19 protein-coding genes and 1 tRNA gene are annotated in these 21,510 nt (G+C 34.7%); 9 read left to right on the top strand and 11 right to left on the bottom strand.

The window, feature by feature from the left end; genetic code table 11:
• Positions 1-9 precede the first annotated feature (9 nt).
• From J3495_RS09550 to can, 3 genes are all read left to right on the top strand, one after another.
• Positions 10-294, top strand: a complete 285-nt coding sequence (locus J3495_RS09550) for a hypothetical protein (RefSeq protein ID WP_210666327.1) — start codon at positions 10-12, stop codon at positions 292-294.
• A gap of 80 nt (positions 295-374) precedes the next feature.
• A complete protein-coding gene (locus tag J3495_RS09545) occupies positions 375-2,024 on the top strand; it encodes a SulP family inorganic anion transporter (protein WP_210666326.1) in 1,650 nt (549 codons plus the stop codon).
• Between the two features lie 126 nt (positions 2,025-2,150).
• Positions 2,151-2,789 (top strand): carbonate dehydratase, encoded by a 639-nt coding sequence (can, locus tag J3495_RS09540; protein ID WP_210666325.1) that lies wholly within the window; start codon positions 2,151-2,153, stop codon positions 2,787-2,789.
• A 32-nt stretch (positions 2,790-2,821) separates the two neighbouring features.
• Here the strand turns inward: can and J3495_RS09535 are convergent, their stop codons facing one another.
• The 3 genes from J3495_RS09535 to J3495_RS09525 all read right to left on the bottom strand — a co-directional run bounded on the left by J3495_RS09535 (position 2,822) and on the right by J3495_RS09525 (position 5,281).
• Positions 2,822-4,024 carry an LETM1-related biofilm-associated protein gene (locus J3495_RS09535; protein ID WP_210666324.1) on the bottom strand — a complete coding sequence of 401 codons (1,203 nt, stop codon included), beginning with the start codon at positions 4,022-4,024 and terminating at the stop codon, positions 2,822-2,824.
• 136 nt (positions 4,025-4,160) lie between these two features.
• Entirely contained in the window at positions 4,161-4,730 is a 570-nt protein-coding gene (locus J3495_RS09530; protein ID WP_210666323.1) for a YdeI/OmpD-associated family protein, read from the bottom strand.
• 23 nt (positions 4,731-4,753) lie between these two features.
• The gene (locus J3495_RS09525) at positions 4,754-5,281 is read right to left on the bottom strand and encodes a superoxide dismutase family protein (RefSeq protein ID WP_210666322.1); all 528 of its coding nucleotides are present in this window, start codon (positions 5,279-5,281) and stop codon (positions 4,754-4,756) included.
• A 197-nt stretch (positions 5,282-5,478) separates the two neighbouring features.
• On the opposite strand from J3495_RS09525, the gene J3495_RS09520 reads away from it, so the two are divergent.
• Together J3495_RS09520 and J3495_RS09515 are read left to right on the top strand one after the other, a co-directional pair.
• Positions 5,479-5,916: an META domain-containing protein gene (locus tag J3495_RS09520; protein WP_210666321.1), complete on the top strand. Its 438-nt coding sequence runs from the start codon at positions 5,479-5,481 to the stop codon at positions 5,914-5,916.
• 47 nt (positions 5,917-5,963) lie between these two features.
• Complete coding sequence (locus J3495_RS09515; protein ID WP_210666320.1) at positions 5,964-6,485, top strand: DUF4251 domain-containing protein; 522 nt, start codon at positions 5,964-5,966, stop codon at positions 6,483-6,485.
• Positions 6,486-6,568: 83 nt separating this feature from the next.
• Here the strand turns inward: J3495_RS09515 and J3495_RS09510 are convergent, their stop codons facing one another.
• From J3495_RS09510 to J3495_RS09475, 8 genes are all read right to left on the bottom strand, one after another.
• Positions 6,569-7,663 (bottom strand): glycoside hydrolase family 18 protein, encoded by a 1,095-nt coding sequence (locus J3495_RS09510; RefSeq protein ID WP_210666319.1) that lies wholly within the window; start codon positions 7,661-7,663, stop codon positions 6,569-6,571.
• A gap of 313 nt (positions 7,664-7,976) precedes the next feature.
• The gene (locus tag J3495_RS09505; RefSeq protein ID WP_210666318.1) at positions 7,977-9,782 is read right to left on the bottom strand and encodes an acyl-CoA dehydrogenase family protein; all 1,806 of its coding nucleotides are present in this window, start codon (positions 9,780-9,782) and stop codon (positions 7,977-7,979) included.
• 58 nt (positions 9,783-9,840) lie between these two features.
• A complete protein-coding gene (locus J3495_RS09500) occupies positions 9,841-10,191 on the bottom strand; it encodes a four helix bundle protein (protein ID WP_210666317.1) in 351 nt (116 codons plus the stop codon).
• Positions 10,192-10,339: 148 nt separating this feature from the next.
• Positions 10,340-11,521, bottom strand: coding sequence for an acetyl-CoA C-acyltransferase (locus J3495_RS09495; RefSeq protein ID WP_210666316.1), 1,182 nt, complete (start codon positions 11,519-11,521; stop codon positions 10,340-10,342).
• A gap of 93 nt (positions 11,522-11,614) precedes the next feature.
• Entirely contained in the window at positions 11,615-14,005 is a 2,391-nt protein-coding gene (locus J3495_RS09490) for a 3-hydroxyacyl-CoA dehydrogenase/enoyl-CoA hydratase family protein (protein ID WP_210666315.1), read from the bottom strand.
• Positions 14,006-14,146: 141 nt separating this feature from the next.
• A complete protein-coding gene (locus tag J3495_RS09485) occupies positions 14,147-14,605 on the bottom strand; it encodes a MarR family winged helix-turn-helix transcriptional regulator (RefSeq protein WP_210666314.1) in 459 nt (152 codons plus the stop codon).
• Positions 14,606-14,848: 243 nt separating this feature from the next.
• Entirely contained in the window at positions 14,849-15,862 is a 1,014-nt protein-coding gene (locus J3495_RS09480; RefSeq protein ID WP_210666313.1) for a helix-turn-helix transcriptional regulator, read from the bottom strand.
• 104 nt (positions 15,863-15,966) lie between these two features.
• Entirely contained in the window at positions 15,967-16,578 is a 612-nt protein-coding gene (locus tag J3495_RS09475; protein ID WP_236025431.1) for an HD domain-containing protein, read from the bottom strand.
• A gap of 194 nt (positions 16,579-16,772) precedes the next feature.
• Here J3495_RS09475 and J3495_RS09470 point away from each other — a divergent pair.
• The 4 genes from J3495_RS09470 (at position 16,773) to J3495_RS09455 (ending at position 21,446) form a co-directional block, all read left to right on the top strand.
• Positions 16,773-16,890: transfer RNA gene (locus J3495_RS09470), tRNA-OTHER, on the top strand.
• A gap of 237 nt (positions 16,891-17,127) precedes the next feature.
• Complete coding sequence (locus J3495_RS09465) at positions 17,128-19,368, top strand: RING finger protein (protein WP_210666312.1); 2,241 nt, start codon at positions 17,128-17,130, stop codon at positions 19,366-19,368.
• Positions 19,369-19,555: 187 nt separating this feature from the next.
• Positions 19,556-20,572 (top strand): T4 RnlA family RNA ligase, encoded by a 1,017-nt coding sequence (locus J3495_RS09460; protein WP_210666311.1) that lies wholly within the window; start codon positions 19,556-19,558, stop codon positions 20,570-20,572.
• 1 nt (position 20,573) lies between these two features.
• Complete coding sequence (locus J3495_RS09455; RefSeq protein WP_210666310.1) at positions 20,574-21,446, top strand: phosphatase domain-containing protein; 873 nt, start codon at positions 20,574-20,576, stop codon at positions 21,444-21,446.
• The last annotated feature ends 64 nt before the right edge of the window (positions 21,447-21,510 follow it).

Genomic DNA, 21,510 nt, shown 5'->3' with positions numbered 1-21,510 from the left:
TTTGCTCAAATGAAATTAATTGCTCAGATACTTTTATTTATATTTATTGCATTCTTGTCTACACCTACTATTGTAACGGTGATCAAGAAAAGCAGTGATACGTCAATATTTTTTAGTTTTTCTGAAGAAGAAAAGGCGCATAAAGAATTAAAAGCAGCTGTTTATTCTCCTGTTTTTGAGCATGAATTTATATTTTTTGTCGTTACAGAATCAAAATTGATACTTTCAGAAAATATTGTAAAATTAGATAATATTTCTCCGAGCATATTTGCTCCACCACCCAACTTGATATAATACTTCTCGTTATTTTTTCGCGAATCTATATTTGTGTAAATAGATTCGTACCTTTATGAATAATTTTTTAGTATTGTATTATGACAAAAAAAATCAATCTTTTTGCCAATCTCAAATCTGATTTTGCTTCAGGTTTAGTAGTTTTCTTAGTGGCCCTTCCATTGTGTTTGGGCATTGCAATGGCATCTGGAGCGCCTTTATTTTCAGGTATTATTTCTGGTGTTATTGGTGGTATAGTCGTGGGCTATTTGAGTCAATCTCACATTAGCGTTTCCGGGCCTGCAGCTGGTTTGACAGCAATAGTGTTAACTGCGATAACAAGTTTTGGTGCTTTTGATGTATTTTTGATGTCTGTTTTTATTGCAGGACTAATTCAATTAGCGTTAGGGTTTTTAAAAGCAGGAAGTATTTCAAATTATTTTCCGACCAATGTAATAGAAGGAATGTTAGCCGGTATCGGAATCATTATCATCTTAAAACAATTGCCTCACGCTTTTGGTTACGATGCAGATTTTGAAGGTGATCAGGCTTTTATTCAGCATGACGGAACCAATACGTTTTCGTTCCTTTTCGATGCAATCAATCATGTTCAGTTGGGAGCAGTTGTCATTTCGCTAGTTTCTTTTGTTATTTTAATATCTTGGGATAAAGTTTCTTTTTTAAAGAAATTAAAATTAGTTCCGGGCGCATTAATAGCGGTTTTGGCAGGAGTAGTTTTAAATGAAATTTTTATTTCATCAGGAAGTCCATTGGCTATTTCAAAAGAACATCTGGTTTCTTTACCTGTTCCAAAATCTTTTGATGAATTTAAATCTATCCTGATTCTTCCTGATTTTACTGCGGTTACCCAAGGTAGAGTTTGGATTACCGGAGTAACAATTGCCGTTGTAGCATCTATTGAAACGTTATTATGTATTGAGGCAGCAGATAGAATGGATATTCAAAAGCGATATACCAATACCAATGTAGAGCTTAGAGCACAAGGAATTGGAAATGTTTTAAGTTCATTATTAGGAGGTTTACCCATGACATCGGTTGTAGTAAGATCGTCAGCAAATAATAGTGCTGGGGCAAAATCTAAAATGTCTACAATTATTCATGGCGTGCTCTTAATGATAAGTGTTTTAGCGATTCCAAATATTCTAAACAAAATTCCATTGGCAACTTTGGCAACTGTTTTGATTTTGGTTGGATACAAATTAGCCAAGCCTTCTACAGTTATTCATTTTTGGAAAAAAGATAAAGTTTATCAATTTATTCCATTTATTGCCACTTTAGTGTTTGTTGTAGCGACAGATTTGCTAAAAGGGGTTGCATTAGGAATTGTGATTAGCGTTATTTTTGTTTTGAGAGGTAACCTAAAAAGAGCCTACAGTTTCAAAAAAGAAGAGTATGAAGATGGAGATATCATTCATATCGATTTGGCACAGGAGGTTTCGTTTTTGAATAAAGCAGCAATCAAAGAAACGCTGAGTGAGATTCCTCAAAATTCAAAAGTAATCATCAATGCACATGATACAGAATATATCGCGCATGATGTCTTGGATTTGATTCGTGAGTTTAAAGAAACTCGGGCTATTGATGAAAACATCAAAGTAAAATTAAAAGGATTTAAAAAGGCATACAAATTAGAAAATACGCCCGAAGTAAACAATCACGTCTCTATTGAGCATTATTATGATGTAGCGAAAAGGCAAATAATAAAAAAAGATAGTAAAGAAGATTTTTAAAAGAGGTTAAATAAATTAATGGTTTTTCTGGGTAATAGGAGATATTAAAATTTTAAGTAACTTTGTTACAACGTTCTTTTTGATAAGCCTAATTACACAGAAATGCCAGCCAAAAATTAAAAAAAAATGAAAGATTTTTATAAGCAAATATTAGAAAACAATAAAGAGTGGGTAGAAAAATCATTAGCATTAGATCCCAATTATTTTGCAGATTTAGCCAAAGGACAAACGCCGCCATTGTTATGGATTGGTTGTTCTGACAGTCGTGTTCCTGCAAACGAAATTATTGGTGCAAAACCAGGAGAAGTTTTTGTTCACCGTAACATTGCCAACATGGTTGTGCATTCAGACATGAATATGCTGAGCGTTCTTGATTATGCTGTAAACGTTCTAAAAGTTAAACACGTAATTGTATGTGGCCATTATGGTTGTGGTGGTGTAAAAGCTGCTATGGGCAATATGTCAGTGGGAATTATAGACAACTGGATTCGCCATATTAAAGACGAGTACCGTTTGCATGATAAATATTTGAATGCTATTGAAGATGAAACGGAGCGTTTTAATGCCTTTGTAGAAATCAATGCAAAAGAGCAAGTATACAATCTGGCCAAAACATCTATTGTGCAAGGAGCTTGGCAAAATGGTCAGGAATTAATGTTGCACGGATGGGTTTACGGTTTGAATTCGGGCTTTGTAACCGACTTAGAAGTAAATATTAGTTCGAATGATGAATTAGATGATGTTTATCAATTGAATAATTTATAAAAAGTAAAATCGCCTCACAAGGGCGATTTTTTTTATTCGTTTTCGTCTAAATTCTCGTTGAATGCAGAGGGTAGCATCGTAGGGATAAACTTGATTAATATCGGTAATAATAATCCTCCGCCTGGAAGTAAAAATATGGTCAATGACGGGATCGTTTTGCAGATATCCAAAATTTGCTTTTTAACTTTTTTCTTTTCTTTAGCATCAAGATCGCGATGTGTAGAATGGGCCAGTAAAATCATCAATTCTTTACTTTGTACAATCTCTTTTATTAGTCTGTTTTTATTTCTTGTTATTAGTTTTACAACACTGTGCGTCATCTGATCGTAAAAATGTTTTACAGGATTCGAGTAATTAAAATAAGGAATCTTCTTTTTATGGGTAGTGATAAAATGGTTGGTTGTTGTGATGCTTTTGGTCACAAATTCATCTGGAACCGAAAGTTTTGAACCCAAAGAATACAAAAAGTATGCTTCTTCATTTTCTACAATTCCATCGCTCCATAAGGCCATCCCAGCCATATCGATTAAATAATATTGTTCCAATTTATTTCCGAAATATTCTAATTCTAAGGTTTCTAGTGTATCAACCGTTACTTTTGAAAATTTTGAATAGCGAATTGAGGCTTCAAAAAGTTTGATCAGTAAATCATCATATTGCGATTTGACGGTTTTCGTTCTTAAAGCCAAACCTACAACGCCAAGAACTGTTTCTTCAATCCTTTTTAAATATTTTTCCTGAATAACACCGTGTTCCAGATAATGTCTAAAAGCTAAAACATCAATAAATAACAAGGCATTGGTAACCAAATGAGAAAAGTTTTTACTAATGATACTATCGTTTGTTTGAACTCTTTGGTCAATTACATTTTCTAAAGAAAGGGAAGGGGTATCTTTTGGAAGCAAAATTTTAAATAAATTAAAACCTTCCGGACTCATTTCTTTATAAAATTTTAAAACTTCGCTAATAAAGTTATTCGGCTCAGAATTTCTTTTTTCTAAGCAAAAGACACCATAAAGAGTATTTAATAAAGCTGCTTTTGAGATTTCGGTTTTAAACCACCCTTTTATTGTAATTGGTACCTGAGAGTCTATACCAATGATATGACCGTAGATAAAACCAGTTTCTCTTACTTTATCATAGAAGGTGTCAGCAGTCTCAAAAGGAATCAATTCTGAAATCTTTTGTTCGCTAAAAAATTTATCTATCCAACCTGGAGCCGATGGGTTAATCATTACATTTATTTGAGGTTACAAAGCTATATCTTTTTCTGGTTTTAAAATTGATTTAAAATTAAATAACCACTGATTTTTGTTAAAAATAGTGGTTATTATTTTAAGTATTCAATGAGATTTTTATCAGATCTAAAAATTAATCTCTTGCTTTTTTATTTTGCGCACAAAGGGCAATAATTTCTGCAATTCTATTATTTCGGGTATCCATTCTTTTAGCCTGATTGAGCCAGTACAAATAACTTTTTCTGTATGTTTTACTAAAATTCAGATAATTATCAAAGGCTATTTTATTAGCTTCAAAAGCTAATTGAAGATCTTCCGGCAATAGCAACTCCTCAACTGCATCCAGCGAATTCCAGGAACCATTTTGTTTGGCGACCGCAATTTTTGCCAAACCACTTTGATGCATCAAATCGTTCTCTATCAGTTTCTCAATATAAGTTTTGTTCAGTTTACTCCAAACACTTTTGTCTTTTCTGGGCGAAAAAAATTGTTTTCGGCAGTCTTCGTCTATTTTACGAACAGTAGAGTCGATCCATCCATAGCAAAGGGCTACCTGAACGGCTTCTTCCCAGCGCATGCTTTCGCTGGTGCTACTCACTTTATAAAAAATTAAATGAATACCTTTTGAACTCGCATGGTTCTCATGCAACCATTCTCGCCATTCATCTGCATTTTTAAAATATAGAGGCTCTGGATATTCCACAAAAGAGATTTTCTATTAAAAAATTATTTAATAATGCCCGAACAAGCAACTCTTGCGCCAGCATTACCTGCTGGTTGCGAGGTAAAATCATCTGCTCCCTGATGTACAATCAAACCTTTTCCTAAAATGTTTTTGGTTTCGTCATCCCCGCCAATAGACCATTCGTCTGTGGTCATGGTAATGGTTCCGTTACCTTTTGCATCAGCTGTAAAGTTACCAATATCGCCTTTGTGATATTCTCCAACTCCCCATTTTCCATGTTTTTTAAAGGTTGGATTCCAGTGTCCTCCCGCAGAACTTCCGTCTGCAGCAGTACAATCAGATTTTTCGTGAATGTGTATTGCATGAACACCCGGTTCTAAACCAGCCATTTTGGCTACAAAAGTTACTTTTCCGTTTTTTTCTGTAAAAGTGGCTGTACCCGTTACTGTACTATTGCTTTTTGGCTCGAGTGTGATAGTCAGGTTTTTTGTATCTGCTGATTTTGTACTGGTCTTACAACCAATAAATATTGCAGTAATTATAGCTAAAGAAATAAGGATCTTTTTCATTTTTGAGACTTTTAAAATTAAATATTAAGTAAATTTAGTCTAAAATGAGGAAATACTTTGCCTACAGAAGTTAAATAAATCTGAAACTATCGTTTGTAATTTATGATTACTTTGAGATAAAACCACATATTTATGCGTAAATTAGTACATAGCTTAAAAATGAGTTTGTCGTTTTTTTTAATTTAATTACTTATGCCATGATAAAGAAAGTTTTGTTATTAGTTTTTTTTGGAGTTGTTTTAGCTTCCTGCAATGTTTTTAAATGTAAAAAAAATGATGCAGCTGTACAGCTGGACGGAAGTTGGAAACTCAATTATATATCTGGACCAAGAATCGCTTTTGATGGTTTATACCCAAATAAAAAGCCGACGATTAATTTTAATGTAAAGGAAAATCTGGTTTCAGGTAATAATGGGTGTAACTCGTATACAGGAAAACTTAAGGTAGAGGGCAATAAAGTAAACTTTGGCGATCAGCCGATGGCAAGTACCAAAATGATGTGTATGGATGTTCAGGGTGAAGAGGTTTTTATGAGTACCTTGCAAAAAATTACCAGTTACGATATTTCTGCGGATGGTAAAACGTTAACTTTTATTTCTGGTGATATTGCTATGATGCGATTTGAGAAAAAGTAAATATCGCTTCTTTAAATTATAGATGTAGAACTTTTAAATTTTTGTTTATGAAATCTAAAATATCAATTTTACTACTATTAGTTTGTTTTTTGAATACTCAGGTTCATGCGCAAAAAATGACTAAAAAAGAATTGAAAGCACAAGAGAAGCTAAAAAAAGAAAAGGAAATTGAAGCATTAATCGAAAATAAAAATTTTGTTTTTGATGCAGAGAGAGTTTTGCCACAAGGTTTTCGAACTATCATAATTGACTTCAATACTTATTTTTTGAAGTTTACAGAGGATAAAATCGAGTGTGATTTACCCTTTTTTGGACGTGCTTTTAATGTAGGATATGGTTCTAATGATGGCGGAATTAAATTTGAAGGAAAACCTGAGAATTTAAAAATTGAAAAGAAGAAAAAACATTACGAACTCAAAGCTACGGTAAAAGGAAAAGAAGATGTTTACACTATTTTTTTAATGATTTATTTTGAAGGAGGAACCACAGTCTCTATCAATAGTAATAAAAGAGCTCCTATTTCTTACGATGGAAACATTAGAGCATCCAAGGCAAATGAATTAAAATAATAAGCAATTTAATTATCGAAAGTTAAATTATTAAAAACAGAAAGAGCAATTAAAACAACTGCACTTTCTGTTTTTTGAATTTTTTAATTCTGTTTTTTTACTTCGTAAATAGCATTTAGTAAGCCATTTTGCGTAACATCTAATGTGAGTTCCCAAAACATAATTCCACCTAATTTTTTAGTTTTTGCATATTCTGTTTTTGCTTTCACAGAACGAATATTATCTCCGGTTGCAAATGTTTTGGTACTTTCATTATACCAATATGGTGCTTTAGCTTTGTCATCCCAAAAATATTTCCAGCCATTTGGTTCGGTATAGGTAGTGGCAAAATTTTTATAATTTACACCTTCAACATGTTCTCCTGCTTGGTATAAACCGTTGTTTATATTGGCAACATTTTTCCAAGTTCTTGTGTAAAAAGCACCTCCAATAACTAATTTTTCAGAAGGAATACCTAATTTTAATAAATAGGAAACGGCTTTATCAACCGACTCTTCCTTTGTATTCGTACTAAATAATGGCGTATGATGTCCCGTAACTTTTGAATATCCATTTACTAAATCATAACTCATAATATTGACACGATTGACCAAAGGCATTATTTTTTTCCACTCGACAGATTCATCTAAATATTTTTGAAAACCTCCCGCTGCAAAACTTAGCTCGTATTTTTTACCTAGTGTAGAGCGTAAAATTTTTATTAACTCAGTAAAGTTGGTTTTATCAACTGCTTGGTATAAATGTCCCGGAAGTCCTTCTATCGTTGGATATTCCCAGTCGAGGTCCAGCCCATCTACTTTAAAATAATCACTTACTTGTTTTACAGATTTTGCAAAAGTCAATCTTCCTTCTGCTGTAGAAAAAGCGGCAGAGCAAGGCTCGCAACCACCCCAACCTCCAAGAGAAAGTACAATTTTTAGTTGTGGATTTTTCGCTTTTAGGGCAACCAAATCTTGTATAGTTGTTGAATCTTTGGCAGAATCTACATTTAATTTCCCTTCTTTTAAATGACAGAAACTAAAAATGATTTGATCAATTTGAGAAACCTCATAATCATTAATGAGTTTGTCATCACCCGTATAATAGGCGATAATGTCCAGTTTTTTGTTTTTTTGTGCAAAAGTATTTGTGGTATACAAACACAATAAAAAGAAGGCGAGTAGGTGAATTTGTTTCATTTTAAGCTTTTAGTTTTTGAAATGCTAAAGATAAAACATTAGAAGTGAAAATTTACTATAGAATATGCAACAGAAAATCAATTTTAATAAAGATTTATGAAATGATATTATCTAAGAGAATATATGTAGCGTGTTGTAAACGAAATTTTATAAAAGTAAAGGTTGAAATAAAAAATAACCAAACGTATATTAGGTAAAAAGTCAGTATTTTTTTAAATGAATTTTTACAGCTTATATTGGCAAAAAATAAACCCGCACTGTTTCGGACAAGTGCGGGTTTAAACAAAATTAAAAGCTAAAAACTATTTTTATATTAGAAGCAGTATTCGTTTTCTGCCACTAATTTAGATGTAATAACCTCTCTTAAAGCTACAACATTTGGATTGTTTGTGTATTTTGTAAAACGTTTTAATCCCATTAGCATCATACGTTGCTCGTCACCTTCGGCAAAAGAAATAATTCCTTCTTTTCCTTTAGAGTTTACGATATCTACAGCTTTGTATAAGTATAATTTTGCCATAGCAATTTGCTCTTGTACTTTAGCTTCACCTTCTTTTTTGGCCAATTTCTCGGTTCTTAAAATAGTACTTTCAGCCATATAGATTTCGATCAAGATGTCTGAAGCAGCCATTAATAACTGTTGGTGAGAATCTAAATCTGGTCCGTATTTTTGCACAGCACTTCCGGCAACCATCAAGAAAACTTTTTTCAGATTAGCAAGTATTCCTTTTTCTTCAGCAAATAATTCAGAGAAATCCGGAGTGTCAAAAGAAGGAATTCCCATCAATTCTTCCTGAACTTTCATAGCTGGTCCTAGTAGATCAACATGACCTTTCATTGCTTTTTTGATCAGCATTCCTACAGAAAGCATTCTGTTGATTTCGTTTGTTCCTTCGTAGATACGAGCGATACGAGCATCTCTCCAGGCACTTTCCATCGGAGTATCTTCAGAGAAGCCCATTCCGCCAAAAACCTGAATTCCTTCATCGGCACAGTTCTGAACATCTTCAGAAACGGCTACTTTCAAAATAGAACATTCGATAGCATATTCTTCAACACCTTTTAATTCAGCTTCCTGATGTGTAGATCCTTCTGCTTCACGAGCAGCAATTCTGTCTTCGATATCTTTTGCAGCTCTGTAAGAGGCACTTTCACCTGCGTAACAGTTTGTTGCCATTTCGGCTAATTTTGAACGAATAGCACCAAAACTTGAAATTGCTGTATTAAATTGAATTCTTTCGTTTGAATATTTTACTGCTCCTGAAGTTACTCTACGTTGTGCGTCCAGACAAGCGGCAGCCAATTTGATACGACCAACGTTCAAAGCATTCATTGCAATTTTGAAACCGTTTCCTCTTTCAGACAACATGTTTTCTACAGGAACTTTAGTATCATTAAAGAAAACCTGACGTGTAGAAGAAGCACGGATTCCTAATTTATGCTCTTCTTCATTCATAGAAATTCCGTTTGATGGATCGTTTTCCACAATAAAACCTGTAATGTTTTTATCATCACCAATACGGGCAAAAACGATGAAAAGGCTACAAAAACCTGCATTCGAAATCCACATTTTTTGACCTGTAATTTTGTAATGCGTTCCGTCTTCAGACAGAACCGCTTTTGTTTTTCCAGAGTTGGCATCAGATCCTGCACCTGGCTCAGTCAAGCAATATGCTCCAAACCATTCGCCAGAAGCCAATTTAGGAACGTATTTTTTCTTTTGCTCTTCAGAACCATAAAGGGTAATTGGCATAGTACCAATTCCGGTATGTGCTCCAAAAGCAGTTGAGAAAGAACCTGTTGCACCAGAAATGTAATCGCAAACTAACATTGTAGATACGAATCCCATTCCTAATCCGCCGTATTCTTCAGGAACTGCAACTCCCAAAAGTCCTAATTCACCCGCTTTACGCATAGATGATTCTGTATACGCATAATCTTTCTTTTCAAAACGATCTTTGTGCGCCCATAATTCTTTGTCAACGAACTCTTTTACAGAGTCACGCATCATTAGTTGCTCTTCCGAAAAATCTTCTGGTGTAAAGATATCTTCGCACTTTGTTTCTTTAACTAAAAACTGACCACCACGGGTTACGTTTTTTTCGATTGTATCTGCCATTTTTATTTTTTTTGGAGAAAAGAAAATAGAAAAAAGAATATGGATTTTAGAGTAGACTTTACTTTAAGCCGTTTTGAAAACCCATTGTCATTCTTTGAAATTCTTCTATTTTAATTTCTAATTGGTTAAATTGTATTTCGTTTATGTATTTTCTATGTGTAGCAATTAATAATTGCGTAATTAGTTCAAATGAAGAACCTAGAGAAATGTCTAAAAAATGACTGAAAGATTTATCTGTCCTTGAAGAACCTTCAGCAATATTACTAGGCATTGAAACAGAACATCTGCTAATTTGAGATCTTAAATCATATCTTTCATGTTTTGGAAAATCTAATAATAAATCTGAGATATCATTAGCGATTGTAATTCCGAGTTGCCAAATCTTTAAATTCTTATAATTATGTCTCATTTTTTTGATTCAAGATAAGAAATTAAAATAAAAAAATAAGATTAATACTATTTTTAAGTTACTTCCAGAACATTCTGTTATTCCAAAAGCCTTATCTCTTTATTTTCACAAATCTTCTATTCTCTTTATTCTATATTCTATTCTCTTTTTATAGTACTTCGTAAATCCCGGCACTTCCTTGTCCAGTTCCAACACACATACTCACGATTCCGTATTTGTTTCCTCTGCGTTTCATTTCGTCGAATAATTGAACAGAAAGTTTTGCCCCTGTACAACCTAGTGGATGTCCTAAAGCGATTGCTCCTCCGTTTACGTTTACGATATCCGGATTTAATCCTAACTCACGAATTACAGCCAAAGACTGAGAAGCAAATGCCTCATTCAATTCGACTAAGTCAATATCTTTCAGTTCTAAACCTGCTTGTTTTAATGCTTTCGGAATCGCTTTTACTGGCCCGATACCCATAATTCTTGGCTCAACACCAGAAGAGGCGAAGTTTACTAATCTTGCAATTGGCTCCAAGTTTAATTCTTTAACCATGTCCTCACTCATGATTAAAACAAAAGCAGCTCCGTCACTCATTTGAGATGAGTTACCCGCTGTAACGCTTCCATCAGCTGCAAAAACAGGTCTTAGTCCAGATAAGGCAGCAACAGATGTTCCAGCTCTTGGGCCTTCGTCTTGTTTTACAACGTAAGATTTAGTTTCTTTTTTACCATTTTCATTGATGAAAGTTTGGTCTACAGTAATAGGAACGATTTGTTTATCGAATTTTCCTTCTGCTTGTGCTTTTAAAGCTTTCATGTGAGAGTTGTAAGCAAACTCATCCTGATCTTCTCTCGAAATTTTATATTGATTGGCAACCGCTTCAGCAGTTAAACCCATTCCCCAGTAGTAATCTTCGTGACCTGCAGCCGCTACTTTATAATCTGGAGTTGGTTTGTAACCTCCCATCGGAATAAAACTCATACTTTCTGCACCACCAGCAATGATACAATCTGCCATTCCTGATTGAATTTTTGCAGTTGCCATTCCGATAGTTTCTAATCCAGAAGCGCAATAACGGTTTACCGTTACACCAGGAACATCTTCTACTTTTAATCCCATCAAAGAGATCAAACGGCCAACGTTTAAACCTTGTTCTGCTTCCGGCATGGCATTTCCTACCATTACGTCATCGATACGTTTTTTGTCAAAATCAGGCAGTTCATCCATCATAAACTGAATGGTCTCTGCTGCCAATTCATCAGGTCTTTTAAATCTAAAAACCCCTTTTGGAGCTTTTCCTACCGCTGTACGATAAGCTTTTACTATATATGCTGTTTTCATTTGTTTTGTTTTTTAAGAGTATAGATAATAGAGTATAGAAAATAGACTTTACTCAGTCTTAAAATCTATATTCTATTCTCTTTGTTCTATTTTCTAATTACGAAGTGGTTTTCCTTTAGTTAACATATATTGAATTCTTTCTAATGTTTTTCTCTCTGTACAAAGAGATAAGAAAGCTTCACGTTCGATATCTAATAAATATTGTTCCGATACTAAAGTCGCTTCAGATAAATCACCTCCGGCCATAACGTAAGCCAGTTTGTTTGCGATTTTCTTGTCGTGTTCAGAGATGTATTTTCCAGCTTCCATTTGATCGGTTCCCACTAAAAACATCCCTAATGCTTGTTTTCCTAAAACCTTAACATCAGTTCTTCTGATAGGTTGTGTATAGCCTGCTTCTGCCATTAACAAAGCATGTTTTTTAGCTTCAGCAATCTGACGGTCTTTGTTTACCACGATAATGTCTTTACCATGTTGCAAAAGTCCTGTATCAAAAGCTTCGTATCCTGAAGTAGATACTTTTGCCATCGCAATAGTTAAGAAATACTCTTGCAGAACGTTCAATTCGACATCGTTTTTACGGAATAAATCAGATGCTCTTAAAGCCATTTCTTTAGAACCACCACCACCAGGAAGTACACCAACACCAAATTCAACTAATCCCATGTAGGTTTCTGCAGCAGCTACTACTTTATCAGCGTGTAAACTCATTTCGCATCCACCACCAAAAGTCATTCCGTGAGGTGCGACCACAACAGGAATTCCTGAGTAACGCACGCGCATCATTGTGTCTTGGAACATTTTGATCGCCATGTTCAATTCGTCATATTCCTGCTCAACTGCCATCATAAAAATCATTCCGATATTGGCTCCAACAGAGAAATTCGCTGCTTGGTTTCCAATAACTAAACCTTGATATTCTTTCTCCGATAGGTCGATTGCTTTATTGATCGCTTGAAGAACATCGCCACCAATAGTATTCATTTTAGATTGGAATTCTAAGTTCAAAATTCCATCTCCCAAATCCTGAATAATTGCACCGCTATTGCTCCAAACTTTTTTGCTTTCGCGGATGTTGTTCAGAATAATGAATGCATCTTGTCCTGGAACTTTCGTTTGAGATTTTGTTGGAATATTGTAGAAATAAGTTGCTCCTTCTTTTACAGAGTAGAAACTTTCGCTTCCAGAAGCCAACATTTCAGTAACCCATGCAGCAGGCGTAAGACCTTCTGCTTTCATGATTTCGATTCCGTTGGCAACACCAATGGCATCCCAAATTTCGAATGGACCATTTTCCCATCCAAAACCAGCTTTCATCGCATCATCAATTTTGTATAATTCGTCTGAGATTTCAGGAATTCTGTTGGATACATACGCAAACATTCCGGCGAAACTCTTGCGATAGAATTCTCCCGCTTTGTCTTTTCCTTTTACCAAAACTTTAAAACGATTGATTGGTTTGTCGATCGTTTTTGTCAATTCAAGTGTGGCAAAATTTGCTTTTTTTGCAGCGCGGTATTCTAATGTATCTAAGTCAAGAGAAAGAATGTCTTTGTCTAGTTTTTTGTAGAAACCTTGTCCAGTTTTGCTTCCAAGCCAATTGTTTTCCATCATTTTGTTGACGAAATCCGGAAGTTTAAACAATTCGTGTTGTTCGTCGTTAGGGCAGTTTTCATAAATACCATTGGCAACGTGTACCAAAGTATCCAAACCAACCACGTCAACCGTACGGAAAGTAGCAGATTTTGGACGACCAATTACAGGACCAGTTAATTTATCAACTTCTTCAATTGTCAGTCCCATTTCTTTCACTAAATGGAATAAACTTTGAATGCCGTAAATACCAATTCTGTTTCCAATAAACGCAGGAGTATCTTTGGCAACAACAGATGTTTTTCCTAAAAATTTAGATCCGTATTCGTTTAAGAAATCCAATACCTCTGTTGAAGTTTTTGGACCAGGAATGATTTCGAATAATTTTAAATAACGCGCAGGGTTAAAAAAGTGTGTGCCGCAGAAATGTTGCTGAAAATCTTCGCTTCTTCCTTCGCTCATAAAATGAATTGGAATACCAGAAGTGTTGGAAGTAACCAATGTTCCCGGTTTACGGAATTTCTCGATTTGCTCAAATACCAATTTTTTGATATCCAAACGCTCCACAACTACCTCAATAATCCAGTCAACATTAGCAATTTTTGCCATGTCATCAGTCGTATTTCCAGTGGTAATTCGACTTGCAAATTTTTGACTGTAAATAGGAGAGGGTTTCGATTTCAATGAATTCGCCAAGTGTTCGTTTACCAAACGGTTGCGAACTGCTTTGCTTTCAAGTGTTAATCCTTTTTTAGCTTCGGCTTCTGTCAACTCGCGTGGTACGATGTCAAGCAGTAAAACCTCAACACCAATGTTGGCAAAATGACAAGCTATTCCTGAACCCATAATTCCGGATCCGATTACAGCAACTTTTTTAATTGTGCGTTTCATATTTGTTAATTTTGTTTTTTGAAGGTCAAATATGTTATCGCTTTTTTATTATTCAAAAAAATAAAAGTGGCGATTTCATAATTTGTTATTATTTGTTTTTAGTTAGAATTTGATTTTGCCATTCCCGTTAAGGAATTAAGGCTATTCATTTTCCAGTTTTTCTGTTTGATTAAATATGTTTTTGTCTTGAATTAATTCGTTGATGATTTCAGAAACTTCAATAAAATGCTGTAGGCTTTCATCCGAAACATGTTTTCTCACGGTTTCATTAAATTTCAATACAGTATTTTTTGATAAATCTCTCTTTTCTTTTCCAAATTCGGTCAGGTAGATCAAAACACCTCGTCCGTCTGTGGGGTTTTTTTTGCGAACAATCAACCCTTTGTCTTCCATAGATTTTAATGTTCTGGTGAGGCTTGTGGCTTCCATTCCCATTCTTGGCCCTAAAGCTGTCGAAGGAGTTCCTTCTTCTTTGTCGATGCTTAATAGCGCAAATCCAGTGGCCATTGTAGCGTCGTACTTTGCAGCTTCTTCATTATACATTCTTGAAACAGCCTGCCATGTAGCTCTCAAAATATAATCTATTGTTTTGTCTTTCATAGGTAACTATATCGATTTCAAATATAATCAAAAAATACTATGCATGCATATAATTTTATGATATTTTTTTGGTTAATTAAAAAATAACTCTGGAATAGAGTGTTTTAGGGTTGTTTTTTAAGTGAAATATACTATTCTTTTTTGAGATTTTGATAATGTAAGCAAGCCTAAAATTACTTTTTGATTCAAAATCACGTTTTAATTCTTCTTTCTGTAAAAAAATCCTTTCTTCGTTGCCAAAAATTACAACTCATATCGAGTAATTGCTTTTTGAAGAATTTTTTTCATGCGATTTCTCAGATTCTCGGGCCTAATAATTTCAATTCCACCACCAAAACCCAATAAAAGACGTTCCATTTCATAATTCGGAATGATAAATAAATGAATAATAATACTCCCGTCTTCATTTTGTTTAATAAGTCTTTGCGTATTGTGCAAAGGTTTTGTAAGCACATAAGGAGTATTCTCGGCATCGATCCAGAGTTCGATTTTTGTTGGGTGTAACCCCGTATTTACAGTAACGCCTACCACATTTTTATAATACAATTCGGCATCAAAATTTTCTTCTATATAAGGTAGGTTAAAATCATAATCGATACTCAAGATGCGATCCAGAGCCAGATTGGTAATAGGCTGCGAACCTTTTGTTTTTCCTATCAAAAACCAGCGATTGTTAAATTCCTTCAAAATAAAGGGATGAAAATGAAACTTGCTTTCGTCTCGTGACTTAAAAGATTTGTACGTGATCACCAAAACTACCTTCTTGATAATCGCCTGATAAATTTCGTCCAGATAATGCAACCCTTTTAGATTATCGTTTTTATCGAGGTAAATAACGGGTTTGGTATGCGATTTTTCAGAATAGATTTTATCCTCCAAACGTTGTAAGATATCCGATACATCATTAAATAAAGAGAAATCTTTAAACTGTTTCAGCATAGCAACCGTCTCGGTCAACACATTCATATCGGTTTCTGTGAGCGGTATATCAGTGATCGAGAAATCGTCATCCTCATATTTGTAATACTTTTTATCATACACAACAATGGGAGCATTATAGCCCAGCTTTTCACTTCGCATCAACTGAATATCCATCTGAATCGTGCGTTTGCTAATCGGGTTGTCCCGACCTTCATATTCAAACAAAGCTTCAGAACAGCATTCGATCAAATCCTCCAAAGTCCATTGTCGGTATTTATTCTGCAAACATTTGTCTATCGTTTTGTAACGAATTAAGGCATTTTTGTTTTGTGACATAGTCTTGTTTTTCGGGCGTGTCCCTACGGGTCGGGCTTTTCGTTACAATCTTTTGCTTTTTAAAGAAAAAAGCAAAAGGATTTCCACAGCAATCCCTCACGCATTTACGTTAATAAGGAAATCTCCTTTTCAATATTTTTTCTCGCTTTTTCTTCATATAATTTCCTAAATTCTTCGGTCTGAAAAATAAATTCATTCTCCAGAAAATGTTGTAGCGCCTTTGCTCTTCCCGGCTTATAAAGAAAATCAGGATAGATGCGGTATTCTTTCCGAATCTGTTCAAAATACATTTGATACTCGTTCCAATCTCGGGCGAGAATCTTCAAATCAAAATCGATCAGCCAATTAATATCCTCAATTTCATGATGTTGATGCAATTGCGTAGCACAAATCGTATCAAATACCAATTGTTTGTCAAGCCTAGCGTTTTCGGGCAAAATAGACAACGCAAATTCGGCACTTTTGATTTCGTTGTCTTTTTTACTGCTTTTATAAATGTAATCGTGATAAAAAATAGCAAACATTATTTCATTAGGATTTTGAATTTGATCGCGATACGTTTCAAAACTAACAATCATATCCTCAAGATGCGTCAGGTTGTGGTAATGTCTTGATTTTTTGGTGTATGCCTTCTCTAAATCCAACCATTTTTGTTGGATTTTATTTTCATCAAAACCAATATTCAAAAGTAAATCGGTATAAATTTCCTTTACCATTATATTCTTTTTTACTCAAATATAGCATTCTTTTTTTTCTGCGCAAAATAACTGCGTAGTAGTTCTGAAATCTTTGCTCAAGAAATAAAACAAGTTCATTGAAATAAGAATTGTGTTAACAAGGTCAAGTATGAGTTACTTCGAAAACTTTCCACGTACACACTTATACCATTATCGGTTAATACAATTTAAATGAGGCAGTAGCTCAGCGGTTAGAGCAGGTAGTTTTGAAATTATCCTCAAAAGGTCAATCAAAACTTACTTCTTACACTTTTAACGTCCAGGTCGTGGGTTCGAATCCCACCTGCTCCACAATTAATGGTCAATTAAAACTTACTTCAGGAAATTGGTATTTCCGGTTCGAATCCGGCGAGTTTTAAAATCATCATTAATAAAAAATGAGGGTCAAGATTAACTTACTTCTTCGGGGAAACCCATCTGATAAACAGTTAATCCATTACACTCAAATTTAAGGTCAAGTGTTTCTTACTTCAAATCTTTTAGGTAGAACCAGAAACACCATTATCTAAATTTTAAAAATTAAAAAAAATGAAAACAAAAGAAGTATTAAAAATCAGTTTGCGTCAGAACGCCATTTTCATTCCATCAGCAATGATTGCGAATGATATTAAAAATTTATCAGGAACAACATCGGTTTTAGTGGCCAATGTTTCAAAACTCGGATTTACATTTTCCGAAGCTTTATTGCACGCTTTAAATAATGTAAACCCAAATTATAAAGCGGAAGTTTTAGAAGTGCTAAAAGAAGTTTTAGGAACGGATAAAAACTGGACGCCTTTGGTGAAAGAATGGAATATTCCGACGGGAGAATCTCTTTTGGACCATATACTAACATACTTTTGGAATGTTTTGAATGTAAAAAGCGGAACAACTTTGCAATGCGGGCACATCATACCAGATCGTACTTTTCCTTTAGAAAGATACAATGGTTGCCCTTTTTGCGGAACTCCATTTGAATTTGGTGAAATCGAAAACTTCGGACAAGGAAGCAAGTTAAAAGTATTGGATTTATGGACAGAAACGGACTTAGAAGACTTTTATAAATCGTTGTTGCAATCCAAAACGGCTTTAGACGCTACGCAGGTAGAAAGTTTAAAAACGTCCTTGAAATACTTGCCTTTGCCAAAAACAGATATCGCCATCAAAGAAACGTTGATGTTGGTGATTGATGTTTTAATTGAACAAGGTCAAGCCGAAAATGCTTCTCAGTACTTTAAATCACCAACCGATATCTTGAGATATTTGTGGTTTAAGAATACGGGATTATTGCAAATTATCGAGCCAAAAACGATCATCAAAAGAGCGGCCAAAAACGAGACACATTTGTATGAATTTATGGATGCGATTGCGAAAGCAAAAATTGCAGCTCAAAAAGATTTAAAACTTAAATATTCAAGAAAAGAATGTTTGATGGTGGCAACTTGGTTGAATAATTTGGATATGGAAGTAGAGGCCATGTGCGAAATCATGCATCCAAAAAGAGGTATGTGGGTTCGTTTTATCCGAGCCTTGCGTTTGGCAGAATACAGCAAAAGAAAAGGCTTTGAAAAATTGTCTTTTTTAATGGATGTATTTTACAATCAGGTGTATGATGTTTGGCAAAGTAAAGTAAACACGTCACGCTTGAAGTTTGATGCCGATAAAACATTTGCTTTGTTAAAACAGCGTCCTGGATTGTTTGCACGTTCGTTATTCTCCAACATGCTTTGGTTTGGTGCGGACGAGTCTGTAGCACATTTTTCTGAAATTATTGACAAAGTGCCAGCCAGATTGGTATTTACTTTAAATATGTATGCTCAAAATTATTTTGATCCAAACATGCAGAGAAGTGTGAAACCGTTGGGTGGAACCAACAAACGAGTAAACCCAAATGCGTTGTTAAAATTGTATGACGATTTTCAATTGGAAGCGATGAAAAAGCAGGTTGAGGATTTGTGTATTTTGGCTATGAAGAAAAGATTTGCGGCCCTTACAAACACAAACAAAACGATCTATATCGATCCGCAATTGTTTAATATGCCAGTTTCGATTGGCGATAGAAGCGAGACAGTTCAGGATTTACCGGTTGCACTAATGGGGACACGTTTCCCGATTGAGGGTAATGAAGTACGATTGTTTATGCAGTGGGGTAAAGATTTGCCTGCTCAACATTTGGATATGGATTTAAGCTGTCATATCGCATACGAAAACAGTACAGATATATGCTCTTATAGCCGATTGGAAACTGTTGGTTGTAAACATAGTGGTGATATTAGAAGTATTCCAAATAAAATTGGAACTGCTGAATACATCAATATCAACATCGATGATTTGGCGAAAGCCAAAGCAAAATTTGTAACTTTTACTTGCAATGCGTATAGTAACGGAAGTATCACACCCAATCTTGTAGTGGGTTGGATGAACAGCAAGCACCCGATGAAAATCTCTGAAAAAACGGGTGTTGCCTACGATCCGTCTTGTGTAGATCATCAGGTTCGTGTGACACAAAATGTTTCCAAAGGTTTGGTTTTTGGAGTGTTAGATGTAGCCAAAAGAGAAATTGTTTGGTTAGAGATGACTTTTGGAGGTCAGGTAGTGCAAGGTTTAGATAGTAAAGGTGTTCAGGCATTGTTAGCCAAGTTGAGTAGTAAATTAAATATTGGTAATTTGTTACAACTAAAAGCAGAAGCTCAAGGTTTAACCATTACCGAAAATGAAATTGCCGATGAGGTATATACTGCACAATGGGCCATGAATCCTGCGGTTGTTACACAATTATTAATAGATTAGGAGAAAGGTACAAAGTTGTAAAGGTTCAAAGTTATAAAGTCAAAAATCATTTTAATCTATACAATCTGTGGCTAAATAAAACCTTTGTCCCTATAAATCTTTGAAAACCTGCACCTTTTAAAAAAAAAATAGCTACGCAAAATAATTGCGCACAGAATTTTGAATCTTTGTTGAAAGATAAGAACTAATGAATACAACGCTTTTAAAAGAAATGATTGCAAAAAATTACGTAAGGGTAAATAAACACCCTGAACATAATTTATACATTTATAATTATACCCAAAATGCTCAATTTGAAAGAGTTTGGAATGATGTAACTTTAAGTTGTAGAGGTTTAATTTTAGATGAAAAAGAGAATATGATTGCCAGACCATTTCCTAAGTTTTTCAATTTGGGCGAAATGGAAAATCAAGTGCTGCCTAAAGTTGCTTTTGAAGTCTATGATAAAATGGATGGTTCGCTAGGAATTTTGTATTGGATCGAAGATGTTCCTTTTATAGCCAGCCGAGGCTCTTTTGCCAGCGATCAGTCGGATAGAGCAAATAAAATGCTTCATGAGAAGTACCGAAATTCGTGGTCACTTTTGGATAAAAATAAAACTTATTTATTCGAAATTATTTATCCCGAAAACCGAATTGTTTTAGATTACGGTGCAGCAGAAGAATTGGTTTTGCTGGCGATTATTGATGTCAAATCTTGTGAAGAGTTTCCACTCGAAGATATTGGTTTTCCTTTGGTAGAACGATACGACGGAATCAATGATATTCTTTCTTTAAAACAAATGAACAGCAACAATAAAGAAGGTTTTATCATTAAATATTCGAACAATTTCAGAGTAAAAATTAAATTTGAAGAGTATCTTCGTTTGCATCGGATTATTACTCAGGTTTCTAATTTGAATATCTGGGAATATCTACAAACCAATCAGCCAATGGAGGAAATTCTGGAGCGTGTTTCTGATGAATTTTTCGATTGGGTAAAACAAACCAAAAGCGATTTAGAAAATAAATATTCGGTAATAGAAAATCAATGCAAAAACGATTTTAAAGTTTTGGAATCACGTAAAGAAACTGCCCTGTATTTTATGACTTGCAAGCATCCGGCAGTATTGTTTGCGATGCTTAACAATAGAGACTATGCAATGATTATCTGGAAGATGATTCGGCCAAAATTTGAAAAACCGTTTAATAAAAGAGAAGAATAAAATGAGAAAAGTTATTTTGATGAGAGGATTACCGGGAAGTGGAAAATCGACCATGGCAAAAAAGATAGTAGCAGAAAATCCTGAAACATACAAACGAATCAACAGAGACGATTTGCGTGCGATGTTTGATAACGCAATCACGAGTTCTAGTAACGAAAAATTTGTCAAAAAGGTACGTGACATCTTGATCGTAAAATCTTTAGAAGAAGGTAAGAGTATCGTGGTAGATGATACCAATTTGTCTGAAACAAATCTAAGAAGAATATCGCAATTGGTGCAGGAATATAATGCAAAATACAATGAAAAGGTTACGGTAGAAGTGATGGAGGTAAATACAGATGTGGCAGTTTGTATAGAAAGAGACGGGTTGAGAGAAAAGCCTGTTGGAGAAAAAGTTATTCGTAAGATGCACCGTCAGTTCTTTAAAGATTCTCCAGAATACGCCCCACAAAACCCAGCTTTGCCAAAAGCCATTATTTGCGATCTTGACGGAACCTTGGCGTTGATGAATGGTAGAAATCCGTTTGATGCCAGTACATGCGACCAAGATTTGATCAATACTCCGGTTGCCAATGTCTTGAAGAATTATAAAAAACTGGGGTACAAAATACTCTTGGTGTCAGGAAGAGAAGACCGATACAAAGAACCAACATTGCGGTTTTTAACGCAACACGAGATAGAATATGACGAGCTAATCATGCGAAAAACAAAGGACAACCGAAAAGATTCGATCATTAAAACAGAAATCTATAACGATTCTATCAAAGAGCATTATTTTGTAGAATTTGTCTTAGACGATAGAAATCAGGTGGTAGATACTTGGCGAAATGACTTAAAATTGCCTTGTTTTCAGGTGTATTACGGGGATTTTTAAAGGGAGGTGCAAAGGTTCAAAGGTTCAAAGTTGCAGCGGATAAAACTTATTTAGGTGGTTTGAT

Origin of the sequence: Flavobacterium geliluteum (assembly GCF_017948595.1) — a bacterium.
In the GTDB taxonomy this organism is placed as follows: domain Bacteria; phylum Bacteroidota; class Bacteroidia; order Flavobacteriales; family Flavobacteriaceae; genus Flavobacterium; species Flavobacterium flavipigmentatum.
This window is presented reverse-complemented; position numbering and strand designations above follow the sequence as displayed.